General features: G+C 36.1%; 20 protein-coding genes and 1 riboswitch. Of the genes, 2 read left to right on the top strand and 18 right to left on the bottom strand.

The genetic code is table 11. The annotated features are described in order from the left end of the window. Positions 1-31 precede the first annotated feature (31 nt). Positions 32-128: riboswitch (guanidine-I (ykkC/yxkD leader) on the bottom strand. Between the two features lie 31 nt (positions 129-159). Further along, on the bottom strand, positions 160-1308 hold the full coding sequence (locus MHB65_RS06595) for a PstS family phosphate ABC transporter substrate-binding protein (protein ID WP_342442822.1): 1149 nt from the start codon (positions 1306-1308) through the stop codon (positions 160-162). Between the two features lie 239 nt (positions 1309-1547). Here MHB65_RS06595 and MHB65_RS06590 point away from each other — a divergent pair, with 239 nt between their 5' ends. Beyond that, positions 1548-2021 (top strand): YbaK/EbsC family protein, encoded by a 474-nt coding sequence (locus MHB65_RS06590; protein WP_205442176.1) that lies wholly within the window; start codon positions 1548-1550, stop codon positions 2019-2021. Positions 2022-2557: 536 nt separating this feature from the next. Here the strand turns inward: MHB65_RS06590 and MHB65_RS06585 are convergent. From MHB65_RS06585 to MHB65_RS06575, 3 genes are all read right to left on the bottom strand, one after another. Next, complete coding sequence (locus MHB65_RS06585) at positions 2558-3811, bottom strand: glutathionylspermidine synthase family protein (RefSeq protein ID WP_205442174.1); 1254 nt, start codon at positions 3809-3811, stop codon at positions 2558-2560. Between the two features lie 23 nt (positions 3812-3834). Continuing rightward, positions 3835-4491: a hypothetical protein gene (locus tag MHB65_RS06580; RefSeq protein WP_342442821.1), complete on the bottom strand. Its 657-nt coding sequence runs from the start codon at positions 4489-4491 to the stop codon at positions 3835-3837. 136 nt (positions 4492-4627) lie between these two features. Then, positions 4628-5677 (bottom strand): DUF418 domain-containing protein, encoded by a 1050-nt coding sequence (locus MHB65_RS06575; protein ID WP_342442820.1) that lies wholly within the window; start codon positions 5675-5677, stop codon positions 4628-4630. A 181-nt stretch (positions 5678-5858) separates the two neighbouring features. Here MHB65_RS06575 and MHB65_RS06570 point away from each other — a divergent pair, with 181 nt between their 5' ends. Beyond that, complete coding sequence (locus tag MHB65_RS06570; protein WP_342442819.1) at positions 5859-6122, top strand: Parvovirus coat protein VP1-like protein; 264 nt, start codon at positions 5859-5861, stop codon at positions 6120-6122. 40 nt (positions 6123-6162) lie between these two features. Here MHB65_RS06570 and MHB65_RS06565 read toward each other — a convergent pair whose 3' ends face one another. The 14 genes from MHB65_RS06565 to MHB65_RS06500 form a co-directional block, all read right to left on the bottom strand. Beyond that, positions 6163-6933: a GNAT family N-acetyltransferase gene (locus tag MHB65_RS06565; RefSeq protein WP_342442818.1), complete on the bottom strand. Its 771-nt coding sequence runs from the start codon at positions 6931-6933 to the stop codon at positions 6163-6165. Between the two features lie 96 nt (positions 6934-7029). After that, the gene (locus tag MHB65_RS06560; RefSeq protein ID WP_342442817.1) at positions 7030-7530 is read right to left on the bottom strand and encodes a pyridoxamine 5'-phosphate oxidase family protein; all 501 of its coding nucleotides are present in this window, start codon (positions 7528-7530) and stop codon (positions 7030-7032) included. Positions 7531-8018: 488 nt separating this feature from the next. After that, the gene (locus tag MHB65_RS06555) at positions 8019-8831 is read right to left on the bottom strand and encodes a sugar phosphate isomerase/epimerase family protein (protein ID WP_205442167.1); all 813 of its coding nucleotides are present in this window, start codon (positions 8829-8831) and stop codon (positions 8019-8021) included. An 86-nt stretch (positions 8832-8917) separates the two neighbouring features. After that, positions 8918-9814 (bottom strand): myo-inosose-2 dehydratase, encoded by an 897-nt coding sequence (iolE, locus tag MHB65_RS06550; RefSeq protein ID WP_205442166.1) that lies wholly within the window; start codon positions 9812-9814, stop codon positions 8918-8920. Positions 9815-10037: 223 nt separating this feature from the next. Beyond that, a complete protein-coding gene (iolG, locus tag MHB65_RS06545; RefSeq protein ID WP_342443701.1) occupies positions 10038-11048 on the bottom strand; it encodes an inositol 2-dehydrogenase in 1011 nt (336 codons plus the stop codon). Positions 11049-11136: 88 nt separating this feature from the next. Then, positions 11137-12150 (bottom strand): substrate-binding domain-containing protein, encoded by a 1014-nt coding sequence (locus tag MHB65_RS06540; protein ID WP_205442164.1) that lies wholly within the window; start codon positions 12148-12150, stop codon positions 11137-11139. A 65-nt stretch (positions 12151-12215) separates the two neighbouring features. After that, positions 12216-13181 (bottom strand): sugar ABC transporter substrate-binding protein, encoded by a 966-nt coding sequence (locus tag MHB65_RS06535; protein WP_205442162.1) that lies wholly within the window; start codon positions 13179-13181, stop codon positions 12216-12218. Between the two features lie 47 nt (positions 13182-13228). After that, positions 13229-14218, bottom strand: a complete 990-nt coding sequence (locus tag MHB65_RS06530; protein ID WP_205442161.1) for an ABC transporter permease — start codon at positions 14216-14218, stop codon at positions 13229-13231. A 19-nt stretch (positions 14219-14237) separates the two neighbouring features. Beyond that, positions 14238-15740 carry a sugar ABC transporter ATP-binding protein gene (locus MHB65_RS06525; protein ID WP_205442160.1) on the bottom strand — a complete coding sequence of 501 codons (1503 nt, stop codon included), beginning with the start codon at positions 15738-15740 and terminating at the stop codon, positions 14238-14240. 18 nt (positions 15741-15758) lie between these two features. Beyond that, a complete protein-coding gene (locus tag MHB65_RS06520; protein ID WP_342442816.1) occupies positions 15759-16757 on the bottom strand; it encodes a Gfo/Idh/MocA family oxidoreductase in 999 nt (332 codons plus the stop codon). Continuing rightward, positions 16750-17742: a Gfo/Idh/MocA family oxidoreductase gene (locus MHB65_RS06515; RefSeq protein ID WP_205442157.1), complete on the bottom strand. Its 993-nt coding sequence runs from the start codon at positions 17740-17742 to the stop codon at positions 16750-16752. Before MHB65_RS06515 ends, MHB65_RS06520 begins: the two co-directional genes overlap by 8 nt. A 1030-nt stretch (positions 17743-18772) precedes the next feature. Then, entirely contained in the window at positions 18773-19708 is a 936-nt protein-coding gene (locus MHB65_RS06510; RefSeq protein ID WP_342442815.1) for an aldo/keto reductase, read from the bottom strand. Between the two features lie 12 nt (positions 19709-19720). Further along, positions 19721-20887 carry an MFS transporter gene (locus MHB65_RS06505; protein ID WP_243456068.1) on the bottom strand — a complete coding sequence of 389 codons (1167 nt, stop codon included), beginning with the start codon at positions 20885-20887 and terminating at the stop codon, positions 19721-19723. 44 nt (positions 20888-20931) lie between these two features. After that, on the bottom strand, positions 20932-21690 hold the full coding sequence (locus MHB65_RS06500; protein WP_009370726.1) for a DeoR/GlpR family DNA-binding transcription regulator: 759 nt from the start codon (positions 21688-21690) through the stop codon (positions 20932-20934). Between the last annotated feature and the right edge of the window lie 352 nt (positions 21691-22042).

Here is a 22042-nt window from a genome sequence, read left to right as displayed (position 1 = left end):
AAAAAGCCTGAAGAAACTGTTTATAAACAGTATCTCCCAGGCTTTTATCCTTCCGTGTCACAAAATCAATTTGTGGTTTTCTCTCGGACCAGACTAGCAATAGCTACGGAACCCTAGAAAACTTTTTATTCGATTATTACTCTTAGTATAGCAAACTATTTAATGATTTTCCACTGGTACATAACCGACCTTTTCTACCATCGCTTGCCCTTCCTCAGAAAGTATCCAATCAATCAGTTTCTGAGTATTTTGATTTTCTGTACCAGCTGTGATGGCAAAAAATTCAGATACTAAGGGATATGTACCATTTTGAATATTCTCTTTTGTTGGTGCTACTCCGTCAATGGATAGTAATTTGATTTTTTTATTACCAACCATCTCTGTAGAATAATATCTAAACGTAAAGCCCATGGCATTTTTATAATTTCGATATTGTGACACTTCACGAATGATTCCACCCATTCCTGATGCAACATCTTCAGTCGGTGCCTCCATGATTGGCGTATTGCCCATCAATTTTTCTAGTGTCGTTTGGCTTCCACTATCTGCTGGGCGTTGGAAAGCACGAATGGCCTCATCCTCACCACCCACTTCACGCCAATTCGTTATTTCTCCAGCATATATTTTTTGGACCTGCTCAAGTGTTAAATTATCGATTTTATTTTTACGGTGCACAAAAAAGACAAATGCCTCTCGACCAATTGGCGTCATATCAAACGTAAGACCTTCCTTTTCTGCTTGCCATTCTTGTGAGGTGGACGGTGCTGCCGCAAAGATCAAATCAACATCTCCTGCAATTAAATTTTGATAGGCCTCTGGTGTACGGCTTACTTGAACTCTACTATTATATGGAGAATAGTCACCTTTGGGATAAGTAGCCTCCACAAAAGCCGCATACAAAGGATACATGGCTGTTGCACCATCTAACCGAGGCAAAGGCTCTGTCAATTGTAAGGAAGCTTTTTCATTAGATTTTACCACTTCATTGCCAAGCGTAAATGGCTGATAAACGGTTACATCCATTTCCGCATCCACAGTAGGAATACTCATTTTATAATAATATTGAATTGGTTTAATGGCGGCAATCAATAAGGCGATTCCCATCACACCAAATAGCAAGCCTCTTCGTTTTTTTGTGTTGGTCCATTTAAACATGCTACAAACAATCCAGACAAATAAACAAGCGGGTACAGTAAAGACTAAATTAATTAAATGCATGCCACCACTCAATGTGATAATGAGTGCGACCATTAATGTCACAACTGATAAACCAATTAGAATAGATACTATTTGTATAAACTTAAGCATACAAAAACCTCCTTAGTGTAATTTTACACTCCTTACACCAATGGTAATCGAAAGATAAAGCATTCACAACCATATATTCTGAAAATTATGGTAAAATTAATTTTGTCTTGATTTAACAAAAGCTTTTTGTATGAATGTAGAAAACTCGCCTCTATAGAAAAGGGAGCTTCTCGAATAATCTCAAAAAATCTCGACAACCTATGCTAAGGCATAATTGATATGAGTAGGAGGATGTACATATGGCAATTGAAAAAGCACGTCACCATTTAGCACAATGGCATGTAGAACACAAAATACAAGAATTAGAAGAAAGCTCCGCAACAGTTGAATTAGCAGCCCAGGCGCTTGGCTGTGAGCCTGAACGCATTGCAAAATCTTTATCTTTCCTTGTGAATGATGGTGCGATCTTAATCGTTGCTGCAGGTGATGCTAAAATTGATAATGCAAAATATAAAGCCCTATTTGGTACGAAGGCAAAGATGTTATCCAAAGATGATGTGGAGACGATGATTGGCCATGATGTCGGAGGTGTGTGTCCTTTTGGTGTAAACGAAGGCGTAGCCATTTATTTAGATGAATCACTGAAACGTTTTACTACAGTATTTCCAGCCTGTGGTAGTAGCAATTCAGCCATCGAGGTAACGATTTCAGAGCTCGAAACGTATGCACCCTATAAAGAATGGATTGATGTCTGTAAAGGTTGGAATGAATAAGGACTAAACGAAACGATTGGCGAAACTTTTAAAAGTCTCACCAATTTATGTTGTTGAATAAAGTTAATGTCACTAACAGAAAAAGACCTTTTGGCAAAGCGAGGGGTTGATTTCCATTCCGCCAGCGTCCTTTCCAGGGGGCGTCCGATGAGCCGCTTCACTCACTTCCGTTCGCTCCCGGGTCTCCTCTGTGACGCTGGCTCCACTCCAATCAACCATTCTGCAAATTCCTTTTCTTTCATACTAACCGTAGTGAGAAATGTGGAGAGCGATGCGTGACAACACCTCTTCATATAGAGTAGTCAACACCTTCACTTTATTTGAAAACCGCTGCTAAAAAAACATTTTAATGGGTTGGAGTGGGAGGCTACTTGACTCCCGTGGGATAGCGAGTCAGGCGAAACTCTAAACGGAGCGGAGCGAAGGAAGCGGTTCGGCGCTCGCCCACAGGAAAGCAAGTAGCCTGCAACGGAAATTCATTTTCACCTTCTACAAAAATGCTATGGGTGGTTTTGTTTTTCAGCACTATAAATTTGTTATTCCTTGTAACCAACGGCTAACCAATGTGAATCCCATTCTGTAATTTGATTGCCTACCCGACAGCTTAAACCACATGCTTGATTATCCGCCACAAATGAACCAATTAGCCACTTCTTAGCGTGATATCCCTCTTTTAACTGTACTGTTATGCTAGGCATCTCCACATACTGTTGGTAAATAAACAAATTATCATCATAATGTGTGGATGTGGAAGCATTTACTCTCTGCCCACTTCCTGCGTAAATTTCTACAGTATTTCCCTCACGAGAATAAACAGGCTTCTTCACATAGGGTATATCCTCTCGTATAAATGGTTCTGCTGTAAGGTATGTAGGGAGCATATATTGCTGGATAGCTGCTCGTTCCTCGGAAGTAAAGAGTAATGGATCATTTCTCCGCTCCCATATTAACCATAATAAGATTTTCGATTGTAATACATAAGCAGCAGGTGGATTAATAATTGCCAGCTGTCTTTTTTTGACAAGCTCTAAAAGATGCAATCCAATGCGATCACCATCCGATGCCACATCATCTAGTAAAAACTCTACAGGGTGTGCGGGTCTAAATAAAATATCAATTTTCTCCATTGTGGGTGTATACAGACCTTGTGCTACCTCAGACGTGTCACTAGAAAAGATGATCAGTTCTTGAATGGGCACATACTCCATATCAAAAGGAATACAGTGTTTGATAAATTGTACTTGGCAATACTCCTCGTAGTCCTCCTTCGCTGTTTTCCCCGTGATAACAATCTTTGGTTTGTTGACATCTTGTAAATATTGGATGGCAGCAAAAAGAGCACCCGACAATGTTTTTTGTAAGGCTGTTACATCATTGGGATTTTTATAGCCAAAATGCTGACATAGTGCGTCATTCATCTCAAAGGTTTCTTGTACAAGAAAAGGTGTTTCTCCATTTAACTCTAAACATTTAATGTAGCCCTCCTCTGTACAAATAAAATCAAATCGTGCCAGAACTGATTGCTGCTGTAAATAATCTAGTTGAATATATGGTATCATTTCGGGTCGAATTCCTAATGCTAACAGTTGATCGACCGATAAATGTTTAAATTGTTTCCCAACTTTTAAAAAAATGCGCCAAAGGATTTGTGTTGCATAGTGAAGTTGATCAATTTGCTGCTTTGGCAATTCTAAAACATCATATAACGCATACTCCAAATCCTCAAAGTCAGGAAAGAATTTAGGGAATTTCGAGTAGAATGCTTGTCGTTGCTGTGTATGATTCATCATCGTTTTTGCTTCCTTTCCAAACTTTACGAGGAGGACGAGCCGCCACGAGATGCCCCGCCTGAACCAAAGCCGGATTTCCCTGTACTTGAGGAGGAGCTATTAGAGTAGGAATTGGAGCTCTTAGATGAACTATCTGTCGAATAGGAACGTTGTCCACTCGAATAAGAATTTGATCCACTTGAAGTAGAGCTACCTGAAGTTGAACCAGCCTTATTTTGCGTACTGTTTGTTATACCATTTGTTGATTTACTTTCATCTTTAGCGCTCGATGATGATCGTGGCACGGCTGAACCACCACCACTGCTCTGCTCCTCTCGATCTATGCCATTTTTTAAATTGCGACTTTTATATATCGCACTACCTATCATTGCGCCAGCCGTTGCATACATCAGACCATTAAAGAAATGCTGTGCATAGTAAGGTGAATCTTCATCGATACATTCAAAGGAACCATCATCACCTTCTTGCCATTCATCACAGGCATCAGCCATTTCACTAGTATAAACACTTTCTAATTCATTACTTGTAGTTGCTTGATTTTGATCTTCTGCTACCTGATTCGAAGTAGTTAAAGAGGTTTCCTCCACTGTCTGAGTTTCACTATTTCCACATGCTGCTAGCTGTACAGCCATCAAAGATGCTGTTGTCACAGCCATATATTTTTTTATTTGCTTTGCCATATTATAAACGCTCCTTTATTTCGAGTACCTAGTTTACGATTATCTCCTATTTTAGGTTTCATTTTTTACAAAAACATACAATTTATTTTAGCAGAAAAAATCCCAAACAGTAGGATTGTTTGGGATTTACAGTATTTTATGATTGTTTGGACACGACTTTTTTTCCATAAGTCATATATCGCCATAATTTTTCAAATGGCCCTATTGTAAAGAACTTAAACCAAATCACGCTAAAAATTATTTGAATGATAAACGTAATACTCGCTATCACTACAATATCTGATGGTGAAACTACTTCTAGCCCCATTAATGAAATGATGGCAGTTCCAATAAAGCTTTGCGCTAAATAATTTGTAAAGGCCATTTGCCCCACACGTCCAATTGGCTGAAGTAGCTTCGCTATTGTTTTATGTTCTAATACAATAAACAAACAACTTAGATAAAAATACGTTGTTGGAACAACCCCTAAGCCAATGATAGATTGAAGCTGTTGGTCATCTGCTTGTGAGGCAAACCAAATCCATAATGAAAATCCAATAAAGAATGGGAAAGTACTGTAAAGCAGCCGTTTTATTTTTTGACTATGCGCTCCAATATGCCCAATCCAATCAGCTTTTGCTACTAAAAATCCACTTAAAAACATAATAAAGATGGCTACGGAATCATTGCCTAAAAAGCCAAAAATAGCTGACGAAATCGCATTAGTCGGCATATACATTTGTCCTAATAGCGCAAGAATATGCAGTGTGATAATGGTAAATAACCATTTAGAAATAGTTGAAACCTTCGCCGAATAAAATGGGAGCAATAAAAATCCAATCACTGCGTAAATGGCTAGGATAGAGCCCCAAAAAATAAAAATATGAATAATACCAATACCCAATAAAGCAAATAAGCGTCTTGCAAAGCGCCATTTCGGTCTATCCCCACGCGCTTCTGCACGTGAAGCAAAAATATAAAAACCAACCCCAAATAGGAATGAAAAGATAGAGAAAAATTTCTTTTCTATAAAAATATTAATAAGTGAATCAATCACCCCATTGATACCACTCATATCAGGCATTGGTGCACCCTCCATTAAAAGCTGGTAGGCGCCTACATTAATAAATAAAATACCAAATAACGCTAATCCTCGTATAATATCTAAGGAAATGATTCGTTCTTTTTGTGTAACGGATGGATTCATGTTGAAAAAACTCCTTATCTTTTATGCTATAACTAGCATAACTTCCCATCCTTACAGCTAATTTTTTTTAAGCTTACAGGAACCTTAAATCAAAAAGAATAGTCTTATAGTTTTTTATCCTCTTCTACGAAGAAACGTTACATATTTTATAGTAAAAACATCGAAAAGAGAGGTTTAGAAGATGAATAGAAATCGCAAGCTCGGTTTTTGTTATCCTGGCTATCGATACTGTGGTCCTGGTTGCTCAGGACCAGGCGCCCCTACAAATGCAGTGGATGCTTGCTGTAAACTGCATGATGAATGCTATGAACGCCACGGTAGCACAAAATACTGTGATGAATTGTTTCAACAATGCCTCCGCCCCCATATGAACGCACCAAATAAAATGGCTAGAGATGCCAGACTGTTCTATCGTGTTTTCGAATTACGCAATCGTTTCTTTTAACTACAGACAAAGCTCACGGTGTTTTCGAAAGCAACGTGGGCTATCTTTTTGTATAAATCGCATATTTTTGCGGAGTTGTAAAACCAAGCTTTGTGCCTAAATGAATGGATGCCGTGTTTGAAATATCACAATCCCAACAAGGCGTTAGCTGGTTGGCAAGACAATGATCTATAAATGTTTCCGCAATGCTGCTTGCTAATCCTTGTCCTCTAAAATTTGAATCTGTCATAATATCAATTTCTGCATATTCATTCGATTTAAAAATAGAGACAGCTTCACTAATGATCTGCTCTTTATGTACTAAACAAAAGCCAAAGCCATTTTCGAGGAAATTAGAGGTAGCATCCCAATATTCCTCATAATATGTCTGATCAAATTCCAGTGAATTGTTAATAAGATGGTCAGTAATAGACTTGACTTCGTAATGTCGTTCCCCACGCTTCTCTTGATGATTATAAATAGTTTCATCGAATGTAAATGTGTAGCGTTCTAATTTTCTAAGCTGGTCATTTAGCAATTGTTCAATTTTAATATTCCACTGCTCTGAATAAGAAAATAAGGTAAAACGTTTCTTTTGCTTTATGGCCTGTTGGAAGCAGTAGACAAGCTGTTGATCAATCGAAGTCTTACTTGCATCGCCATATACATAATAGATTCCTGATTTCGTGTGGAATAATAACGATTGGTAAGCAACTGTATCCATATAGACAGTTCCTTCTATAATTTGATCTAGTATACTATAAACAAATGTTGGTGCTGTTTTTATTGTTTGTTTTATAAGTGGGTAATGTTCTTCCGTGACAGTCTTCATATAAATTCCTCCATTCTTTGCAGTTATATTCTTTCACAATATTGTGAAATAGAAAAGACTAAGAATGATAGAACTCAACCATTCTTAGTCTTTTGATTAGTGATACATGCCGTGATTAATTTTCCCTGTCAATTTTTCTATTTGTACTTCAAATAGCTCAATTTTTGGCATAATCGGATAGCCTTCTCTTTCAAATGTCCATTCTGGATTGCCATATTTCTCTAGCAGCGCATCAAAGAACCATTCTTTCTTCGATTCCTCTTCAATTCTTACGATGTGTCCAAACAGCACCACACTTTGGTAAACGAGTGCAGATTGACAGGCATATTTTTTACTTGGATGTAAATCGCCCATATCGCTCACTTCTATACAAACTTTAGGATTTTGTTTGATATTTGACCAAAAATGACTCTCTCGAAGATTACCAATATGCAAATAGAGTTTGTCCTCCCCCTCATACACATAGACAAACGGAATAACATAAGGAAAACCTTCTTCATCTACTGTTGCAACATGCGCCACTTTTCCCAATTTTAAGTATTGCTGTGCTTCCTCTTGTGAAATTTCAACACGCTTGTTTTGAATCGTACCTCTCATCCTTCCTTAACCCCCTCATGAAAATATGTAACGATTAAATAAATGCTACTGTTACATCGTTTATTTTAAACATATATACATATTACATCTTTAACACAATAAAAAGAAAGGTTCTTCACTAAAATATGGATTTGGCTAAGAGGCATATTCGAATGAGATTATTCATGTTAAAATCAATCGCCATATATAGGTTGTTTAATACAGCTAACTTGAATTGTATAAACTCGCTTTGTCCGATTTCTATGTAGTTTTTATAGGTAATAATGGATAGCCTAAAGTAGCTTCTAAATATTCTTTCACAATGTTTCATTTCTCTATTTCCACATAAAAACACCCCAAAAGTTAGATTTTAACTCTAACTTTTTGGGGTGTGGTACCTATACAGGAAGCTGTTTTTAGCTCTGTTAATTTCCTAAGCGTGGAAGCTGATTCCAATATATCTTCTATATCAGTTGATGTGTCTTATGTTATTAAAAACTTTGTTACTTCTAATTATCCCACTCTTTGAGCTTTGCTAATGAGGTTTTATAATAACCGGCCAGCACTTGAAGATAGTCTTCTCCTTTAACGGCTGTAAAAGGATTTGGTCCCTCTGCCATCATCTCCATAATAATCGGCCCTGTATAGTTGATTTCATGTAAAGCTTTGATTTGTCCCTTTAGATCAGCATGACCATTTCCAATTGCTTGACGATTAGAATCTGCTATATGATACATACCTAACTTGCTTCCTACTTTTTTTAAGACCTCGATAGGATTAGCTTCTTCAATATTCATATGGTATGCATCTAATAAAACATATAAATGAGGACTATTTACTGCATCAATTAATGCTAAAGCTTCTTGTCCTGTTACAATTTGGTGGTTTTCATAACGATTTAGCACTTCAAATACAACGTCAATATTTAAAGTGTCTGCCTTCTCCATCACTTTTTTGGAGCTATCAATAAGGAGCTGCCAATCTTTCTCTACCTCTCCACATCCCGCTATTTTTCCTACATCACCATGCAAACAAATACGGCTTGCTCCTAACTCTTTTGCCCAGCTTAATAAATCTAAAAAGTATTGCACTGCCTTTAAACGTATCTCTTCATTTTCACTAGAAATATCTACATTATCAGGTGTAACTGACACTACTTTCAAGTCATATTTAGCTAAAATAGTCGCCAATTCTCCCGGGTTTTGTGTTAAATCTCCTTGAACTTCTACGCCACTTACACCAATTTCCTTTGCTAATTTACATTTTTCCTCAAGCGAAATATCTCCAAATGACCATAAACATAAACCATAATCTCTGCTCATTTCTTTCTCCCCTCTACTAAACTTTCTTGCCTGTAGACCTTTTTACTAGATTTTGCTACACTTCAACAAATATCATAGAACTATTCTTATAACCCTGTTAATTCCCCAATATAGATGCGAGCCATTTTTGCATATTGGAATGGGTTTGCCTTTGCAGGGTCTTGTTCAGCCTCTACAACAAACCAGCCTTTATAATCAATCTCCTTTAACACTTGAAAAATTGGCTCAAAATCAATATTCCCATCGCCAGGTACAGTATACACCCCTGCCTTTACTGCCTCTAAAAAGCTTAAGTCATTCTCTTTTACCGTCTGAAGAACTTCAGCTCGTACATCCTTTAAATGCACATGATGAATACGTTCTCCATGCTTTTGTAATACTTCTAAATAATTCTGTTCTGCAAAATATAAATGACCGCAGTCAAATAATAGTGATACCAGGTCTGGATCTGTCTCTGCCATTAAGCGATCAATTTCTGATACATTTTGAATACCTGTCCCCATATGATGGTGATAAACAATTCGCATGCCTTTTTTCTTGGCAATTTTACCAAGTTGCTCTAACCCTTTAGTAAGCAATCCCCATTCCTCTTCATTAAATACAGGCTTATTACGAATAACACCTACATCCAGCTTGCCTTGAATGCTCTTACCTTGCTCAGATACAACGATAACCTTTGCGTCCATAGCATGTAGAAAATCACAATGCTTTAAAAATGCCTGCTCTGTTTCCTCATATGGTGCAGTCGTTAAATATGCACTAAACCAAGCAGATGCTACTTGTAAACCACGTATATCTAAATATGAATGTAATATTTCTGGATTTTTCGGAAATTTATTACCTATTTCACAGCCGGTATATCCCGCTAAAGCCATTTCACTAATACATTGTTCAAATGTCACTTCTTTCCCTAACTCTGGTAAATCATCATTAGTCCAGCCAATTGGAGCGATACCTAATTTAATATTTTCTTTACTTAACATAAAATGAACCTCCTCCATGTATATAAGCGATTTGAAAATTTATATGTATCTCTTTATTACTAGAAAAAATAGGAGTAGCCTTTCAATTCACTTGAAAGACCTCTCCTAAATAACTTTTAGAGGCCCTTTATTTCCAGCAAATATATGACTTACTTGTGAAATAAGAAGAACCCATTTCAAATATTGTTAATAAAAATGGACAATCAACATATCTGAACCTATTTTACACTTCTAATAAAGAAGCAATTTTTACTGACTGACCTGTTTCCATTGATTTTTTTGCAGCTTCAGCAATCATTTCTGCTTGTAATCCATCATTTCCTGAACAGACTACTTCTGTATCATTGACAATGGCCGCTACAAATTGCTCTATTTCAGAAATATAAGCTTGTGTATAACGTTCTAAGAAAAAGTGATATGGTTTGTCTGTCATGATACCGTCTTCACTGAAATAGGTAACATTTGATGGGCGGTTATTTTCAGTAACTAGCGCACCTTTATCGCCAAATACTTCTAATCTTTGATCATACCCATAAATGGCTTTACGACTATTTTCAATTGTTCCGATGCTTCCATTGGCAAATGTTAATAACACAATTGCTGTATCAATATCGCCAGCTTCACCAATCTTTTCATCGATTAGTACAGCACCCTTAGCATGTACTTCCACAACATTTGACTGCATGATATAACGAGCCATATCAAAATCATGGATCATCATATCGATAAATAGGCCGCCAGAAGTTTTAATATAATCAATTGGTGGTGGCTGAGGGTCACGTGACGTAATGCGTAACGTATGCGTAGAACCAATCGCCCCGTTTGCAACTTGATTTTGAATTGTACGGAAGTTGGTGTCAAAGCGACGATTAAATCCTACTTGTAGCTTAACGCCTTCTTCTTTAACAACCTCTAATGCTTCTCGCGTTGTTTCAGTTGAAAAGCTAATAGGCTTTTCACAGAAAATATGCTTTTTAGCACGTGCAGCAGCTTTAATTAACTCACTATGTGTAGTCGTTGGGCTACAAATAAATATGGCATCAATTTCTGGATTTTGAATAATATCCATTGGTTCATTTGTAATATATTCAATATTTCTTTGCTCTGCCCATTCGCGAACATTATCAATATATACGTCTGCAACTGCCTTTACCCTAATCGTTGGCATTGTAACTAAATTATCAATATGGAGTTGTCCAATACGGCCAGCTCCAATAACTCCAATATTAATCATCATTTTTTCTCTCCTTTTTAGGTAACCGCTTAACTCAAACAACTTTTTAAAGGACTTATATGAAATATTGCACCTCAATATAAATCCTTCAATCTTGGTTATATGATTTTACACTTTGTCTTTCAATTAATTTCGGCGCTAAAACGATTTGTTCAAACGGTGCACATTTCTCTTCTTCAATAATTTTTAATAATTGATAGATCGCAAGCTGCGCCATTTCTTCGACAGGCTGCTCAATGGTTGTAAGCTGTGGCTGACATAGCTGCGCATAAATGGTATTATCAAAGCCAATAACCGATAAATCCTCTGGCACTTTTAGACCTTTCTCTAACGCTGCATTAATTGCAACGATAGCGAAGAAGTCCGTTGTCGCAAACAACGCGGTTGGATGCGGCTCGAAAACCAACAATTGCTCAGCTGCCATCTTTGCTTCAGCTAACTCAGAATTACATGAAATAATCTTGGACTGTTGAACAGCAGATTGATGTACCTCAAAATAGTTACAAAAGCCTTGAATACGCTTTTGTTCACTATCCCTTGATAAATCACCTATGATTCCCACATGATGATGTCCCTTTTCTAATAAATAACGAGCTGCAATATACCCACCTTCGTAATTATTAGTTGTCACACTGGCAGTTTCATTCGGATCTGCATATACAGAGAACTTTAACACTGGTGTATTACGCTTATTAATTTTTTTTAATACATCACTATCAAGCTGCTCTGTTGCAATAATAATACCGTCTACCTGTTTCTTTAACAGTAAATTAATATATTCCTCTTCTCTTTCTGACTGATTATACGTACTACAAATAATAATGGCATATTCAATTTCACGCGCTTTATTTTCTAAAGCGCGCGTAATTTCTCCAAAAAAGGGATTTGCTATATTCGGTACTATTACACCAAGCGTTTTCGTTTTTTTTCCTGACAATGCTTTAGCAATAATGCTCGGCTCATAATCCATTTCTTCCATTACTTCCTTAATATGATTACGGGTTTTTTCGCTGATTTGACCTTTGTTGTTTACTACCTTTGAAACAGTAGCAATCGATACATTCGCTTTTTTTGCCACATCATAAATAGTTGATTTTTTCATTGAATACTCCTTTTATTTAATGATGCCCTTATAACCTATAATCGCAATCATATTATAATATCTATTTATTTACTAATAGATTTTAAGAAATCTAAATGCTCTTGTGCATTTTCTTTTGTAATAATAGTAATGCCACTATCTATACGGCTATCGATAGATTCGCCGGATATTGCTTTGACAGCTGTTTCTACACCTTGATAACCCATATTGTAAGGATTTTGTGCAACTGTTCCTGTTAAACCATTATCAAGAATTGATTTTACAGCTTCTTCTGTACCATCTGTACCAAATATTTTAATATCTAAATTTTTTGCTTGTACAGCACGTAATACGCCCAGTGCCATATCATCATTTGCTGAAAATACACCTTTAATATCTTGGTCTTTTTCTAAGATATTTTCCATAACAGACATCGCTTTTGTTTTATCACTATCTGCAGGTTGCTCCGATACAATAACCATTCCAGCTTCCTCTAACGCTGCTTTAGCACCTTTAATTCGCTCATCTGTTGCTGGATTCCCTAGCGCGCCTGAAATAAGAACTACCTTATCACCTTTTTGAAGCATGTTTGCTAATTGTTTGCCGCCTTCTTGTCCTGCACTAAAGTTCTCTGTTCCGATAAATGTAGTTTTACCGTTAAATGTTGCATCTGAATCAATTAATACCACTGGAATATCTTTTGCTGCTCTTTCCAATGCAGGAATTACTGTATCTGGCTGCGTTGGGGAAATTAAAATCGCATCAGGCGATTGACTAATTTGATCTTCTAGCATATTTACTTGCTGAATAACCTCAGACTCAGCTGAAGGCCCAACAATTGTCACATTGATACCTAGATCCTCACCTGCTTTTTTAGCACCCGCCTCTACATATTTCCAATAGGGACTCGATGTCGTTTTTAATACAACTGAAACATTTTTATCAGCATCCGAATTTGAGCCTGAAGATGATGATTGATCATCATTACATGCTGCTAAAAATAACGAACTCACTAAAGCAAAAGATAGAAATGGCGTTAAAACTTTCTTCATAGTTAATAGCCTCCATATTCTTTTCTATTTATTTTTTCATACACACATTAATTAGCTTTAGATTTACGCTGACGTAAAACATCTACGAAAACTGCGGCAATAATTACTACACCAATTACGGTCATTTGGAAATCTGCCGAAACATTCAGTAAATTCAGCCCATTACGAAGGACCGCTATAATCAATGCTCCGATTAACGTCCCCCATACAGTTCCTACTCCACCGAAGAAACTAGCACCACCAATAATAACAGCGGCAATTGCATCTAATTCATAAGAAAGTCCTGCTAATGGGAAAGCGGAGTTTACACGTCCTACCATTACTAAACCCGCTAAAGCTGCCATAAAACCACTAATTGTATAAACAATAATTAAAACACGATCTACATTAATCCCTGATAAGCGCGCTGCTTCTTTATTGCCGCCAATCGCATAAATATAACGTCCTGTTTGAGTACGTGTCAGAAAAATATGGAAGATAATATACACAGCAATAACTAATAAGAAGCTTACTGGAATAGGCCCTACAAATTCACTACCTAAAAATTGAACTAAGTACGGGAAGCCCGCAATTGGTGCAGCTGCCGTAATAATTAATGCGATACCTCGCGCAATATTCATCGTTCCTAATGTTGAAATAAATGGATGCGGTAAGCGTAGTTTTGTTAATAGTAAACCATTTAATAAACCAAATCCTGCGCCAATCAATAAACAAACGGCAATACCAGCGACTGCACCCATTTGCATGTTAACTGAAACAATCCCCATAACCATAATCGAAACCGCTAAAATCGAACCTACAGATAAGTCAATACCAGCTGTTAAAATTGGTAGTAACATCCCAATTGCTAGTAGAGCATTTATAGATGATTGTCTAGCAATATTCATGAGGTTGCTGACCGTAAGGAATTTATCAGTCGTCATTGTCAAAACAGCCATTAAAATAATTAATGCTAAAAGCGAACCAAATTTACTTAATAGCTTCTTCCAGCCTTGTTCTTTTTTTTCTACTTTCAAAGTTTCAATTAATTCACTCATCTTATTCCTCCTTTAAACGCTATGCCCCTATTGTTGCTGCTTTCATGATGGTTTCTTGTGTTGCTTCAGCAATTGGTAAATTCGCTGTAATATCCCCTTGATTCATTACTAAAACTCGATCACACATTCCTAAAATTTCTGGAAGATCTGATGAAATCATTAGTACAAGCGCACCTTCATCCACTAAATGATTCATTAAGCGATATACTTCAACTTTTGCCCCAATATCGATTCCTCTTGTTGGCTCATCAAAGATGAAAATTTTAGCTTTCGTACAAAGCCATTTAGCAATGACTACTTTTTGCTGATTTCCGCCACTAAAGTTGCGTGCATTTAACTCAATGCTGCCAGGCCGAATTTGCAATTCCTTCACATATTTTGCTGCCTCTTTGCGCATTTTAGCTGGGTTTAATAGCTTTCTAGATCCTTTAAATGCCTTCATATTGGCTAAGCAGACATTAAAGTCAAGTGGTAAATCTAACAATAGCCCCTCTGATTTTCTATCCTCGGTAATAAACGCAATGCCTGCTTCAATTGCTTGGCGAGGGTTAGTAATTTTTTGCTTCACACCATCAATGTAGATTTCTCCCGAATGTCGTTTATCAGCAGCAAAAATTGCTCTCGCTAATTCTGTTCGGCCCGCTCCTACTAAACCAGAAACGCCCAAAATTTCTCCATAATGAACTTCCATGTTTAAAGCAGGTGAATTGGCAGTCACTTTAAAATTCTCAATTTTAAAACCTATTTCGCCTCGCACAAATTCTTTTTTCGGGAATTTCTCATCAAGAGAACGGCCAACCATTAACTCAATCCAATAATCTTGATGAGTTGTAGCTACTTCTACAGTTTCCACACCTTGTCCATCACGTAAAATAGTAATACGATTTCCTAAACGTTGAATTTCTTCAAAGCGATGTGAAATGAAAACAATGGCCATTCCCTCTGCTCTTAGCTGTTCAACAATTTTATAGAGCTGTTCTACCTCTACACCACTTAAACTCGATGTCGGCTCATCCATAATTAACACTTTAGCGTCTAAAATAAGTGCTTTTGCAATTTCAACAAGCTGTTGCTGACCAATACCTAATTTATTTAGCTGAACTGTCGCCAATTTTGGATCTTGTCCTAAACGTACTAATAACTCCTCTGCTTGCTTAATCATTGTCGATCGATCAAGCATTCCGAACTTACCACCTTTTTTTAGCTCTCGCCCTAAAAAGATATTTTCGTATACTGCTAACTCTGGAATAACGTTTAGCTCTTGATAAATGGTTGCAATACCAAGCTCCATGGATGCTATTGGTCCAGTAACACGAACAGGCTTCCCCTCCCAAATCATTTCACCTTTATCCATTGCATAGGCACCTGTAATAATTTTTATCAGTGTAGACTTTCCAGCACCGTTTTCACCTAATAACACATGTACTTCTCCGCGTCGAACACCTAAGTTCACCCCTTTTAATACATGGTTACTTTGAAAGCTTTTATAAACATCTTTCATTACAAGTATTTCTTCAGGCATCGTCAACACTCTCCCCTTCTAGTGCTCGATTGTTATTATTTTTCCTTGGTCTTTAAATGAAGCCGTTGCTGTGTAAGCAATCTGTAGGGCCTTAATACTATCTTCAACAGTTACAGGTGACAATGCCCCATTCATAACCGCCTCAGCGAAAGCGCTTAACTCATTGACATAAGCAGACTCGAAACGCTGTGGGAATGCAGGAATAATTTCATGCAGATTTCCTTTAGGTGTTAAAATATTGACATTTGATTTTTTTGTACTTCCGATAAGAAGTGTACCTTCTGAACCAATAATTTCAGTTCGAATATCATAGCCATAATACGCACAACGGCTTCCTTCTATATCGCCCGCAGCACCATTTGCAAATTGTAGATGTGTAAAGCCTTGGTCTACATCATCATATTGTGCAAACTCAGGATATTTGATATTACAACCAAAGGCAGAAACGGCTTGCACTTCTGCTCCCATTAAAAAGCGTGCTAAATCATAGTCATGAATACATAAATCGATATATAATCCGCCACTACCTGGAATAAAGCTTAAATCTGGTGCAACTGGATCTCGACTAATCCCTTTAAAATAAAGTGGCTTGCCAATTGCTCCTTCCTCAATCATTCTCTTGGCTTCAACATAATCCTGATCAAAGCGTCTCATAAAGCCTACTTGACAAAATACGCCACTCTTGTCGATCTCCTGTTGAATTAACAAAGATTCTTCCATGTCAATTGTTAATGGTTTCTCTACAAAAATAGCTTTTTTAGCTGCAATCGCTTTTAAGATTATTTCATAGTGTGTACTTGTAGGAGTAACAATTACTACCGCTTGAACTTGCTCATTGTTCATAATTTCGTCTACATTGTTCGTAAAAAGTGGAATGCCAGATTCTGTTGCAACAGCTTGTGCAACTTCTAAAGAATAATCACAAACTGAAATTATATTAATATACTTAATTTTCTGTAAATTCATCACGTGCCAACGACCTAATCTTCCTAATCCAATAACAGCTACATTAAGCATAATAAATATCCTCCACTCTGATAAATTTTCCATTTTTATAAGCTGATTTATAGGCTTGCTCTAAATAATGCGACATTTCAAGTGATTGCTGCAAATTTTTTTCAGAGGACACTTTACTATCCACTTGCTGTTCAAAGTGTTCAATTTGTCTCAAATATTGATCATCCTGAATTTTGTGCTGTTCTAACAAATCTCCTGCATTATTGTAGCGTTCTACAATTCCGACGCCACTTTTCGAAACATCAGGACGGAAACTATGTGAAACTTTTAACAAGCCTTGTTCTCCAATAATTTCATAGTAATCAAGAAATGGCATTTCCATCGAACAAGTAAAGGTTGCCATTTTCCCATGTTTATCAAACATTGTACAAACACTAGTACGATCAACATCTGTTTCAGAAAGAGTATTGCTTACCATGCTAATGACTGCGGGCTTAAAGCCAATTAACTGTGTAATTGCATGCATACAATAGCAGCCAACATCATACATCGCTCCTCCTCCTAATGCTGAATTTAATCGAATATCCTGCTCATTTTCTAATAACCATGAAAAATGGGATTTAATATGTACAATATCTCCAATTAGAGGCAATAATTCACGCATCTTTTTATGCTGCTTATGATATTGGTACATAAAACCTTCTAAAAAATAATGACCTGTTTCTTGTACAGTTGCTGCAATTTGTTTCATTTCTTCTAATGAAATCGTAGCTGGCTTTTCCACTAACACATTCTTATAAGATTTTAATGATTTGATTACCATATCATGATGTAATGCATTTGGTAGGGGGATATATACGGATGTTACATGTTCATCAGCTAATAGGTCTCCGTATGTGGCATAGACATTATCAATTTGAAAACGTTGTGCTTTTTCTTTTGTTTTGGTAGCAAGTGCATATGGTTTAGAATTAGCCGAGCGGCGAATTGCTGGAACAACCTCATCAAATGCAATATTAGCAGCACTAATAATTCCCCAATTCATGTTTATCACCTCTTTATAATAATAGGAAAATAAATCTAGTTAAGCGCTTACTTAAATTGAATATTACAAAATTGCGAAAAATAAATCAATATATAATTTTCTCGTAAATAGCACAATTTTCTCTGTTAAACCATTTTTAACTTTACCGAAATAGTAAAAATAATTAGTGGTAACTACTATAAACTTTCTAAATACCTAGTATTTTCAATACAAGGTCGTATTCCTAAGAAATAACCAGACTACTATAATTATTACACTAATAAAATTTAATTCTCATTAAACTTTTTTAAAAAAACCATAACTTTATCAATTTATACTAACAAATTAACCGTAATCGGATATAAATTAACCATAATTGCAATCGATATCTCCAAAAAAATAACTATTATTCATTCAATTTCACAATAAGATAATCATTTTTTAACAAATTATTTATCAACACTCTTATGTAAATTATTGAATTCACGTGCAGAAAAAATATATATCTTTATCTGCAAGCATCCCACTAACGATCATTCTTTCTTATCCTTCTATTAAACGACTAATATGATCATATATTCTTTTGACAATAGGGAATGATTTATCAAAAGGAGCAGAATTTATATCCTGCTCCACAACCGCCCAATCGTTATAATCTATGTCTTTTAACACCTAAACAAATGCTCCAAATCGAAGACACTTTTTCTGGCTCACACGTAATATCCTCTATTACTACTTTTGCAAAGACCAATTTTCAGCATTCATTTTTCCACGAACAGATAAATCACAGCTTTAGCTTTAAACATGCAAATATAGAACACACTCATGGTGCAAATAAATAAACTCGATAGGATCTACACGCATTACAGTTATCAAGTAAAAAATTATAAAAAAGGACAATGCAACCATTTGATATCGATATTTATTCAACGTCAATTAGTTGCAATTCTCAGAGCATTTCTCCTATATTTTCCACAGATTAAATAATCAACATATGATATATTAACTATTTTTTCGGGTTATATACATCTCTCTTAAAATAGCTGATTATTTACTTGTTAAAAATCGTATCTATAACTTGAATTTCTTTATCTGTTAATGGTACATTCAAAGTTTCCAAATTCATTAAAAGTTGCTCTGCTCGCTTTGCACCTGGAATAATGACATCGATGACTTCACGTGTTAAATACCATGCTAGTACAAGATGAGCAATTTCAATATTTTTTTCGGCTGCCATTGGACGGAGCTGCTCTATCTTTGCTAAGTTTGAAGAAAATACATTATTTTGAAAGTATGGTAGCCCCCTGCGTAAATCATCAAATGTTGCCTGTTCATTAAATTTACCTGTTAGCAAGCCTGATGCTAGAGGGAAATATGGCACAAATGAAATTTGCTGTTCTTTTAAATATGGGAATAGCTCATGTTCCGCGTCACGCGACAGTAAATTATATTCACCTTGTACAACATCTACATAGCCATCTTTATTTGCCTCTTGCAATTGCTGTAATGAAAAATTTGATACACCAATTGCACGAATTTTCCCAGCATCCTTTAACTCTTTTAGTGCACCAACCGCTTCATCTTTTGGTGTATCCTTATCCGGAAAATGTATATAAAACAGATCGATATAATCAGTTTGAAGTCGTCCAAGAGCCTCATCCACAGCCGTTTTTAAAAAGGTAGGATGATTATTAAATTGTTCCCCTTCATGATTTAATCTATGGGCAGCTTTTGTCGCAATAATCGTTTCTGCTCGATTCCCCTGCTCCTTTACTACTTCACCAATTAGCTCCTCGGAACGCTTTGGACCATAGATAAAGGCAGTATCAATAAAATTGACCCCTTGTTGAAGCACTGTATGTACCAATTCACGTCCCTCTGCCTCATCTAAATTTGGATATAAATTATGCCCTCCTACTGCATTCGCCCCAAAACCAATTGGATTCACATAAAGCTCTGTTCGACCAAGTTGTACTTTTTTTACCATAGTTAACACTCCTTATTCCATCGTAATTGGTTTTATCTCTCTAGACCATATAAGGCTACATATAAATCCTAATATGCTGATACAGCCTGAAAAATAAAAGCTTGCTTCTAAGCCAAATGAAGTATTGAGCAATCCTGCTACAAACGGCCCTACAAACATTCCTATTGCATAAATAGCTTGATAAGCCCCCATCGCTGTTGCTCGCTTGGCATGCGGTATTTTCTCTACCGCCATTCCTAAAAATAATGGGAATAGCAAACCTAAGGCAAAGCCATTCATCATTTGTAAAAATAAGAATAGTATTTTCGTTTCGATAAGAGCCATCAGCATCGTAAATATAGCTGTTGTTAAAAAGGCTAGCTGCAATATACGCCACTTACCAATTTTCAAGATAAATGGTTTCCCACTCATTAATGTAGCGATGGCATGGGGAATCATAAAGGCAAATACAACAAGACTGATTTCAGCTGGTCGTAATCCTTTAGATAATGCATATGCTGTAGTAAATCCGAACATTGTTGTAAAAATAATACTATGAGCAAATATAGAAAGTAGAGAAACTTTCAATAACATCGGTTCTCTTACAACCGTGCCCAATTCACGCAACTTAATAGGCTTATTTACTGGTCTTTTATTCTCTTCTGAGATAAAGAAAGAAAGCAATAGCCCAATACCCCCTAATATTGTACCAATCCAATATGGCGCATCCCATCCTAACTCCTCAACAAGCCAAGCACTAAGCGCCATTCCTAGCAATTGTGCAAACACAAGTGCAAATGATAGATTTCCCATTGCGCTATGTAGCTTGTCATCTGCAGCATAATTAGAAAATAAAATCGTAAAAGCAACCCATGTTGCTGCAGCAATTCCAGCTAGTGCACGGGAAATTAATACCCATTCTAAGCTTTCTGTTAAAGCAAAGGCTAAACAACTTGCTGTACTAATAGCCATTCCTAGCACAACAAATAGTTTTCGATTATTTAATAAATCCGAGCTAATACCCGTCGGCACACGAAATAAAAATTGCATCAAGCCATAACTAGCTAACACAATACCAGTAAAGGTAAATGTTCCTCCCAGATGCTCAATGTACGGAGATAACATCGGAATATATAAAAAATGAGCAAACCAAAAGATAAATGCAATAACTAAAAATAGCAATTGATCCCATCTCTTCACCTTATCACTCCGTATACTTTTAATCATTCATTATAAATAAATGATTATTTTTCAGGATATAAAATTTTGTAATTATATTCTTTACTATGATGCAAATATATGTTGTCTGGTTTTCGGTCAGTCACTAAGTAATCAATTTGATTAAAATCACAATAAGTAGTTAATGAATATTTCCCAAATTTACTATGATCCACTAGCACAAAAACTTGTTCACTTCTCTCAATGACTTTCGCTTTGATAGGTGTTTCTAATGGAGCGGAATTTGTAATTCCCTTTGGCAATGAAATACCTGTCGATGCCATAAAAGCTTTATTAAAATTATATTTACAAAGGTTTTCTACCCCCTCTGTACCTACATAAGATCGAGTAGAACGTTCAAACATTCCACCCATTGAATAAATACTTAAATTCGGATAGTATGTTGCATCCAACGTAAAGTCAAGATTATTTGTGATAATGGTAATTCTTTTATCTTTAATAAACTCAAGCATTTCCAGTGTTGTTGTACCAGAATCAATAAAAATAATATCGTTATCCTCCACAAATTGTGCTGCCAGCTGCGCTAATTGTTTCTTTTCATGAAGTTTTTTCACCTTACGATCTTGATAAGGCACCGTTTGAGAATTAGAAATCGATACACCTCCATGTATTTTGGTAATTTTTTCAGTTGCAGCTAACTCTTGAATATCGCGTCGAATGGTGTTTTTGGAAACATTAAATACTTCCACTAGCTCATCGATTGATGCAGATTCTTGTTGCCTAACATAGTCTAAAATCGCCTTTATCCTTTGTGACTTCATCATAGGGCATTCTCCTCTTTTATATATTATTTACTACCAAAATGCACTCATTTGTTTACCAATTTCTAATACCTTTAGTAGCTTTTATTATTTTACATACTATATCATAGAATAAAATTGACAATCATCTATATTTTTATTTCTTTTCTCCAAATAGCCTATTATTATGCAGTTATGTTCTAGATGCACTTTCTGTATCTATTAAATTTTTTACAACTCACTGCTATCAAATATATCCAAAACATATCCAAATCGTTCAATTACCTCCCCTTTAAAAATCTCTAATCCTCTATTAATTATTAAAGTTTACCACAATATAATCAAATTTAACCCAAAATATATCATTAAGTAATCA

Source organism: Lysinibacillus sp. FSL K6-0075, from assembly GCF_038592945.1.
GTDB classification, from domain to species: domain Bacteria; phylum Bacillota; class Bacilli; order Bacillales_A; family Planococcaceae; genus Lysinibacillus; species Lysinibacillus fusiformis_F.
The sequence above is the reverse complement of the archived record's forward strand: the minus strand, read 5'-3'. Positions and strand labels throughout refer to the sequence as shown.

Excerpts from the sequence above, each read along its gene's own strand:
- MHB65_RS06535 (WP_205442162.1), bottom strand. The coding sequence starts at position 13,181 with ATGAAGAAAGTTTTAACGCCATTTCTATCTTTTGCTTTAGTGAGTTCG.
- MHB65_RS06515 (WP_205442157.1), bottom strand. The coding sequence starts at position 17,742 with ATGAATTGGGGAATTATTAGTGCTGCTAATATTGCATTTGATGAGGTT.
- iolG (WP_342443701.1), bottom strand. The coding sequence starts at position 11,048 with ATGATTAATATTGGAGTTATTGGAGCTGGCCGTATTGGACAACTCCAT.
- MHB65_RS06510 (WP_342442815.1), bottom strand. The coding sequence starts at position 19,708 with ATGGTAAAAAAAGTACAACTTGGTCGAACAGAGCTTTATGTGAATCCA.
- MHB65_RS06585 (WP_205442174.1), bottom strand. The coding sequence starts at position 3,811 with ATGATGAATCATACACAGCAACGACAAGCATTCTACTCGAAATTCCCT.
- MHB65_RS06555 (WP_205442167.1), bottom strand. The coding sequence starts at position 8,831 with ATGAGCAGAGATTATGGTTTATGTTTATGGTCATTTGGAGATATTTCG.
- MHB65_RS06560 (WP_342442817.1), bottom strand. The coding sequence starts at position 7,530 with ATGAGAGGTACGATTCAAAACAAGCGTGTTGAAATTTCACAAGAGGAA.
- MHB65_RS06565 (WP_342442818.1), bottom strand. The coding sequence starts at position 6,933 with ATGAAGACTGTCACGGAAGAACATTACCCACTTATAAAACAAACAATA.
- MHB65_RS06590 (WP_205442176.1), top strand. The coding sequence starts at position 1,548 with ATGGCAATTGAAAAAGCACGTCACCATTTAGCACAATGGCATGTAGAA.
- MHB65_RS06525 (WP_205442160.1), bottom strand. The coding sequence starts at position 15,740 with ATGCCTGAAGAAATACTTGTAATGAAAGATGTTTATAAAAGCTTTCAA.
- MHB65_RS06520 (WP_342442816.1), bottom strand. The coding sequence starts at position 16,757 with ATGCTTAATGTAGCTGTTATTGGATTAGGAAGATTAGGTCGTTGGCAC.
- MHB65_RS06570 (WP_342442819.1), top strand. The coding sequence starts at position 5,859 with ATGAATAGAAATCGCAAGCTCGGTTTTTGTTATCCTGGCTATCGATAC.
- MHB65_RS06575 (WP_342442820.1), bottom strand. The coding sequence starts at position 5,677 with ATGAATCCATCCGTTACACAAAAAGAACGAATCATTTCCTTAGATATT.
- MHB65_RS06595 (WP_342442822.1), bottom strand. The coding sequence starts at position 1,308 with ATGCTTAAGTTTATACAAATAGTATCTATTCTAATTGGTTTATCAGTT.
- MHB65_RS06580 (WP_342442821.1), bottom strand. The coding sequence starts at position 4,491 with ATGGCAAAGCAAATAAAAAAATATATGGCTGTGACAACAGCATCTTTG.
- MHB65_RS06530 (WP_205442161.1), bottom strand. The coding sequence starts at position 14,218 with ATGAGTGAATTAATTGAAACTTTGAAAGTAGAAAAAAAAGAACAAGGC.
- MHB65_RS06500 (WP_009370726.1), bottom strand. The coding sequence starts at position 21,690 with ATGATGAAGTCACAAAGGATAAAGGCGATTTTAGACTATGTTAGGCAA.
- MHB65_RS06540 (WP_205442164.1), bottom strand. The coding sequence starts at position 12,150 with ATGAAAAAATCAACTATTTATGATGTGGCAAAAAAAGCGAATGTATCG.
- iolE (WP_205442166.1), bottom strand. The coding sequence starts at position 9,814 with ATGTTAAGTAAAGAAAATATTAAATTAGGTATCGCTCCAATTGGCTGG.